Genomic DNA, 6,157 nt, shown 5'->3' with positions numbered 1-6,157 from the left:
CGGTAGACGACCGGGTTGATAGGCCGGAGGTGGAAGCGCGGTAACGTGTGGAGCTGACCGGTACTAATAGGCCGAGGACTTGACCACAAAGCATTCTTTCTGAGATTTTTTGCTCGCGTCCACTAGGCAATTCTGAGACTGCAAACACTGTGTGTTTGTTTGTTTCGGAGGGTTACGGCGGTTATGGCGGGAAGGAAACACCCGGTTACATTCCGAACCCGGAAGTTAAGCTTCTCTGCGCCGATGGTACTGCACTCGGGAGGGTGTGGGAGAGTAGGTCACCGCCGGACAATCTTTATGGAGGGCCCCGACGCTTAGCGTCGGGGCCCTTCTGCATTTCCGGGTTCCAGAGCCTCACTGCAGGAGGGGTTCGATGCGGTACGGGATCTGGGTGCTCAGGGCGATCGTGGTGTCCGTGCGTTGCACGGCGGGTGAGGCCAGGATGCGGGCGATGATCTCCTGCAGGTGATCGGTGCTCCTGGCCACCACGCGGCAGAGCAGGTCGTGCTGGCCGCTGGTGCCGTGCACCTCCAGGATCTGCGGTACGGCCCCCAGAGCGGCGACCGCCTCCTCCAGCCGGCCCTGCGCGATCTGGAGCCAGACGAAGGCCAGGATGGGATAGCCGGCGGCGGCCGGTGAGACCGTGGGACCGAAGTCCTGGATGACGCCCCGGGCGGTCAGCTTCTCGACGCGGGCCTGCACGGTGCCGCGTGCGACGCCCAGCAGCCGGGCGAGCTCGGTCAGGCCGATGCGCGGGTGCGCGCGCATGGTCACCAGCAGGCGGGCGTCGAGGTCGTCCATGGAGGGCCTCCGGGGAAGTGTGCGATTCGACCAGTGAATGCCGGTTCGGGCGGGCGGAATTGAGCGTATCGCGCAGCAGGATTGAGCGCTCTTGCCAGGAAAAGCGAGACTTGCTGTTATCTGGACATGTTCGAGGAAGCACAGTACTTCGCGCCGGTCGCCGCCCAGGAGGACGGGTCGGTGGTGGTCGAGCTGGCCGCGTCGCATCCCGGGTTCGCGGACCAGGTGTACCGGGCGCGGCGGAACGCGATCGCTGCTCTGGCGCTCGGCTACCGGCTGGGGACGCCCATCCCGGCGGCCGAGTACACCGAGCAGGAGCACGAGGTGTGGGCGATGGTCAGCAGGGAGCTGGCGATCAAGCACGCCAAGTACGCCACCGCCGAATACCTGGACGGCGTGGCCCGGCTGGGGCTGCCCGCCGAGCGCATCCCGCAGCTGGAGGAGGTCTCGGGGCTGCTGGAGCCGCTGACCGGGTTCCGGTATCTGCCGGCGGCCGGGCTGGTGCCGCTGCGCGACTTCTACGGGGTGCTCGCCGACGGGTTCTTCCACTCCACGCAGTACATCCGGCACCACTCGGTGCCGTTCTACACGCCGGAGCCGGACGTCGTGCACGAGGTCATCGGGCACGCCAACGCGCTGGCCAGCGACCGGTACGCGGCTCTCTACCGGCTGGCCGGGCAGGCCGCGCGGCGGGTCGAGGGTGAGGAGGCGCTGGAGTTCGTCTCGAAGGTGTTCTGGTTCACGCTGGAGTTCGGGGTGATGCGGGAGCAGGGCGAGCTGCGGGCGTACGGGGCGGGGATCCTGTCGTCGTACGGGGAGATCGAGGAGTTCCGCGGCATGGACATCCGGCCGCTGGAGCTGGCGGCCATGGGTACCACGCACTACGACATCACGAAATATCAGGACGTGTTGTTCGCGGCGGAGTCCTTGGAGCACCTGGAGGACGTCGTGGGCGGCTTCTGGGCCACCTGCGACGACGACTCGATCGCCCGACTGATGGCCTCAGCCGTCTAGCACCTTCGTCCGGGTTCTCGCCATAATGCCCGGGTGATCACAGGCCAGGGCCAGGTGACAGGGCGGGTGCTGCTCGCTCTCGCCCTGCTCCTGTCCCTGGTCACCGCGCCGGCGGAGTCAACAGCACAAACCGGCCGGGCCGTCCTGGTGGCGCACGTGGCGACCGGCGTAAGCACGGGCCTGACGCTGCGGCGGGCCGAGCGCATCGCGGCCGTGGAGCCGCTGCGGCCGATCTCCGCGAAACGGATCGGCAGGCGGCTCGACCGCTACCTGGCGGGCCGCCCAGGACGGGTCACGGCGATGGTCAAGGATCTGGCGAGCGGGCGGCTCTACCGCTACCACCCGGGCGAGCGGCTGATCACCGCGAGCAGCTCCAAGGTGCTCATCCTCATGGCGCTGCTGCTGAGGACGCCGTGGAAGAAGCTGCCGCGCGACGTCCGGCGGGACGCCGAGCTGATGATTCGGGCCAGCGACAACCAGGCCGCGGACCGGCTCTGGCTGCGGATCGGCGGCGCGGGCGGGCTCACGAAGGCGGCGCGGCGGTTCGGGCTCAAGCACACCCTGGGCGTGCCCGGCTCCTGCGTTGACCTGTTCTGCTGGGGAATCACCCGTACGTCGGTGGATGACCAGATCCGGCTCATGAGTGCCCTGGTGTCCCCCAGAAGCCCGCTGAAGGGCGGGGAGCGCTCGCGGGTGCTCGACCTCATGGGCACGGTCGTGGACGGCCAGGACTGGGGTCTGAGCGCCGCGGCCTGCCGGGGCGAGCGGGTGGCGCTGAAGAACGGCTGGCTCAGGCGGGTCTCGACCGGGCGCTGGGCCGTCGTCACCGTCGGCCTGATCAGCGGCGAAGGCCACGACTACGCCGTGGCCGTGCTCAGCGAGGGCGCCGCGGACGTCCGTCAGGGCATCGCGACCGTCGAGGGCGTGGCCCGGCGCATCATGCGGGACTTCCGGAGATGCTCGGCGTGACCAGCCGGTAGCCGACGCCGCGTACGGTCTGGATCAGCTGGTCGTCCTCGTCGCCGAGCCGCGCCCGCAGCCGCTTGACGTGCACCGCGATGGTGTTCGTCGAGGTCGTCGTGGCGGTGTGCCAGACGTGCCGCATGATCTGCTCGCGGGTGACCGTGCGGTCGGCGTTGCGCATCAGGTACTGCAGCAGCTCGAACTCGCGCAGCGGCAGGTGGACGGTGCGCCCGCCGACGCGCACCTGGTATGCCTGCACGTCGAGCTCCACGCCGCCGACGTGGAGCACGTCACGCGACTCCGGCGAGGCCGCGTGGATGAACGGCAGCAGCTCCGGCACCCGGTACGGCCTGGCCACACAGGCGGCGGCGCCCGCCGCGAGCGCGCGGACCGCCTGCTCGGCGTGCCCCTCGCCGACGCCGAGCAGCACCGGCACGGCCCGGGCGCGGCGTACCGCGCGGACGAACTCGACCGCGTCGATGACCGCGATCGTGGCCGAGACGAGCACCACGTCGGGTTGCAGGGCCCCCGCCTGCAGCAGACCTTGGGCGCCGTCGGGCGCGCCGGTGACCGCGACGCCCTCGCGTTCGAGGGCGTTCGCGACCTCGTCGACCACGGTCCGGTCCGGATCGGCGATGAGCAGCACGGGCCTGGTCCTCACGTCCCCGTTCACCGTGACGGGCGCCTGCTGTCGGGTCATCAGCCGAAGCGCCCCGTGATGTAGTCCTCGGTGGCCTTCTGGCTCGGGTTGGTGAACATGCGTGAGGTCTCGTCCATCTCGACGACCTTGCCGGGCTGGCCCTGGCCGGCCAGGTTGAAGAAGGCGGTGCGGTCGCTGACGCGGGCGGCCTGCTGCATGTTGTGGGTGACGATGACGATCGTGAACTCGTCCTTGAGCTTGGCCATGAGGTCCTCGATGGCCAGCGTGGAGATCGGGTCGAGCGCCGAGCACGGCTCGTCCATGAGCAGCACCTGCGGCTTGACCGCGATCGCGCGGGCGATGCAGAGCCGCTGCTGCTGACCGCCGGACAGGCCCGCGCCGGGCTTGGTGAGGCGGTCCTTGACCTCGTTCCAGAGGTTGGCGCCCTTCAGCGACTCCTCGACGATGCCGTCGAGCTGCGATTTCGGCAGGCGGCCGTTGAGGCGCAGGCCGGCGGCGACGTTGTCGTAGATCGACATCGTGGGGAACGGGTTGGGACGCTGGAAGACCATGCCGATCATCCTGCGCACCGAGACGGGCTCGACGGAGGCGCCGTAGAGGTCGTCGCCGTCGAGCAGCACCTTGCCCTCGACGCGGGCGCCGGGGATCACCTCGTGCATCCGGTTGAGCGTGCGCAGGAACGTCGACTTGCCGCACCCCGAGGGGCCGATGAACGCGGTGATCGAGCGCGGCTCGATGGTCATCGACACGTCTTCGATGGCCTTGTGCGCGCCGTAGTACGCGTCCAGACCCGAAACCTGGATCTGCTTGGACATGAGTGGCGGTACCCCCTATCGGCCCTTGGCGGGCGCACGCCACCAGGCGATCAGGCGCGCCACCAAGTTGAGCAGCATGACGATCAGGATGAGCGTGAGGGCTCCGGTCCACGCCCTGTCGATGGCGGTGTCGTTGGGACGCGCCGCCTGGTCGAAGACATAGAGGGGAAGGCCCATCTGAGGCCCGCTGAACGGGTCGTTGTTGATGGAGTCGGTGAAGAACACCGTGAGCAGGATCGGCGCGGTCTCGCCGGCGACGCGGGCCACGGCCAGCATGACGCCGGTGACGATGCCGGTGAACGCGGTCGGCAGCACGATCTTCATGATCGTGCGCCACTTGGGGACGCCCAGCGCGTACGAGGCCTCGCGCAGATCGGCCGGAACCAACCGGAGCATCTCCTCGGTGGACCTGACCACGGTCGGCATCATGAGGATGGACAGGGCCATGGCGCCCGCCCACCCGCTGTACGGCATGCCGAGGAACAGGATCCAGAACGCGAGGATGAACAGACCGGCGACCACCGAGGGGACACCGGTCATGACGTCCACGAAAAAGCTGATGGCCCGGCTGAGCCGGCCGCCGTTGCCGTACTCGACCAGGTAGATGGCGGTGAGCAGGCCGATCGGGACCGAGATGGCCGAGGCGAGCAGCACCTGTTCGACGGTGCCGATGATGGCGTGGTAGGCGCCGCCGCCCGCGTCCCGCGCGCCGATGCCGCGCATCGAGTGCGTCATGAACTCCAGGTCGAAGCGGGCCAGGCCGTTGGAGATCACCAGCCACAGCACCGAGACCAGCGGCACCACGGCCATCGCGAACGCCAGATAGACCAGCCCCTGGACGAAGCGGTCCTTCACCCGGCGGCCGGTCGAGATGTGCTGGACTCCGCGCGGCCTGCGCGCGGCCTCCTGTTGCAGGGTCATGCGCCGGCCCTCGCGTACTCCTTGCGGCGGTTGATGATCATACGGGCCGCCATGTTGACCAGCAGGGTGATGACGAACAGCACCAGGCCGGAGGCGATCAGCGCGCCGCGTCCGATCGGGGTGGCCTCGCCGAAGCCGTTGGCGATGTTGGCCGCGATGCTGTTGCCGTGCGGGGTCAGGATCTGGACGCTGATGTCGAACGTGGCGGGGAAGATGAGCGCGACCGCGATGGTCTCGCCCATGGCGCGGCCGAGGCCGAGCATCGCGGCGCTGATGACGCCGGGACGGCCGAACGGCAGCACCGCCATCCTGATCATCTCCCAGCGGGTCGCGCCGAGCGCGAGCGCCGCCTCCTCGTTCATGCGCGGCACCTGCAGGAAGACCTCGCGGGAGATGGCCGCGATGATCGGCAGGATCATGATCGCCAGAACGATGCCGCCGGCCAGCATGGTCTTGCCGCCGATCGCGCCCTCGCCGGCGAACAGCGGGAACCAGCCGAAGTGCTCGTTGAGCCACCGCGAGGGCTCCCGCAGCAGCGGCACGAGGAAGGCCAGACCCCACAGGCCGTAGATGACGCTGGGGACCGCGGCGAGCAGGTCGATGAGGTAGCCGAGCGGACCGGCGAGGCGGCGCGGCGCGTAGTGGGAGATGAACAGCGCGACGCCGACCGCGATCGGGGTCGCGATGACCAGCGCGATGCCCGAGCTCAGCACCGTGCCGAAGGCCAGCGCGCCGATGCCGAACACCTGGCTGCTGTTGGGCTCCCAGACGAGGTCCGTGAAGAAGCCGCCCTTGTTCGCCTGCAGCGCGGGGATCGCCTCTGCGATGAGGAACACGGCGATGGCCGCCATGATCGCCAGCAGGACGACCCCGGCCGCGGTGGCCAGGAACTTGAAGAGCCCTTCACCGGAGGTGCGCCGCGAGGCGGACCGGCGCATGGCCGGTCCGCCGTCGCGAATCTTCGTGTCGGTCGTCATCGGCC

The 6,157-nt window shown here is 69.1% G+C and carries 7 protein-coding genes and 2 rRNA genes; 4 read left to right on the top strand and 5 right to left on the bottom strand.

Going from position 1 to position 6,157, the window contains the following annotated elements:
- Together BMW85_RS08285 and rrf are read left to right on the top strand one after the other, a co-directional pair.
- Positions 1 to 87: ribosomal RNA gene (locus BMW85_RS08285) — 23S ribosomal RNA — on the top strand; the annotation flags it as partial.
- Positions 88 to 173: 86 nt separating this feature from the next.
- Positions 174 to 290: ribosomal RNA gene (gene rrf, locus BMW85_RS08280) — 5S ribosomal RNA — on the top strand.
- A gap of 64 nt (positions 291 to 354) precedes the next feature.
- Here rrf and BMW85_RS08275 read toward each other — a convergent pair.
- Positions 355 to 801, bottom strand: a complete 447-nt coding sequence (locus BMW85_RS08275) for an Lrp/AsnC family transcriptional regulator (protein WP_091078851.1) — start codon at positions 799 to 801, stop codon at positions 355 to 357.
- 126 nt (positions 802 to 927) lie between these two features.
- Here BMW85_RS08275 and BMW85_RS08270 point away from each other — a divergent pair, with 126 nt between their 5' ends.
- On the top strand, positions 928 to 1,815 hold the full coding sequence (locus BMW85_RS08270) for a phenylalanine 4-monooxygenase (RefSeq protein ID WP_091078848.1): 888 nt from the start codon (positions 928 to 930) through the stop codon (positions 1,813 to 1,815).
- 33 nt (positions 1,816 to 1,848) lie between these two features.
- Positions 1,849 to 2,784 (top strand): serine hydrolase, encoded by a 936-nt coding sequence (locus BMW85_RS08265; RefSeq protein WP_245774683.1) that lies wholly within the window; start codon positions 1,849 to 1,851, stop codon positions 2,782 to 2,784.
- Here BMW85_RS08265 and BMW85_RS08260 read toward each other — a convergent pair.
- Genes BMW85_RS08260 through pstC form a run of 4 tightly spaced genes read right to left on the bottom strand, consistent with a single transcriptional unit; the run spans position 2,753 to position 6,152 of the window.
- Positions 2,753 to 3,478 carry a winged helix-turn-helix transcriptional regulator gene (locus BMW85_RS08260; RefSeq protein WP_091078843.1) on the bottom strand — a complete coding sequence of 242 codons (726 nt, stop codon included), beginning with the start codon at positions 3,476 to 3,478 and terminating at the stop codon, positions 2,753 to 2,755. The genes BMW85_RS08265 and BMW85_RS08260 overlap by 32 nt on opposite strands.
- Entirely contained in the window at positions 3,478 to 4,254 is a 777-nt protein-coding gene (gene pstB / locus BMW85_RS08255) for a phosphate ABC transporter ATP-binding protein PstB (RefSeq protein ID WP_091078841.1), read from the bottom strand. The genes BMW85_RS08260 and pstB overlap by 1 nt, the downstream gene beginning before the upstream one ends.
- 15 nt (positions 4,255 to 4,269) lie before the next feature.
- On the bottom strand, positions 4,270 to 5,175 hold the full coding sequence (gene pstA, locus BMW85_RS08250) for a phosphate ABC transporter permease PstA (protein WP_091078839.1): 906 nt from the start codon (positions 5,173 to 5,175) through the stop codon (positions 4,270 to 4,272).
- Positions 5,172 to 6,152, bottom strand: a complete 981-nt coding sequence (pstC, locus tag BMW85_RS08245) for a phosphate ABC transporter permease subunit PstC (RefSeq protein WP_091078837.1) — start codon at positions 6,150 to 6,152, stop codon at positions 5,172 to 5,174. Before pstC ends, pstA begins: the two co-directional genes overlap by 4 nt.
- Between the last annotated feature and the right edge of the window lie 5 nt (positions 6,153 to 6,157).

Source organism: Nonomuraea wenchangensis, assembly GCF_900111685.1.
In the GTDB taxonomy this organism is placed as follows: domain Bacteria; phylum Actinomycetota; class Actinomycetes; order Streptosporangiales; family Streptosporangiaceae; genus Nonomuraea; species Nonomuraea wenchangensis.
Note: the sequence above shows the minus strand (reverse complement) of the source record. Positions and strands in the feature narration are given on the sequence as shown.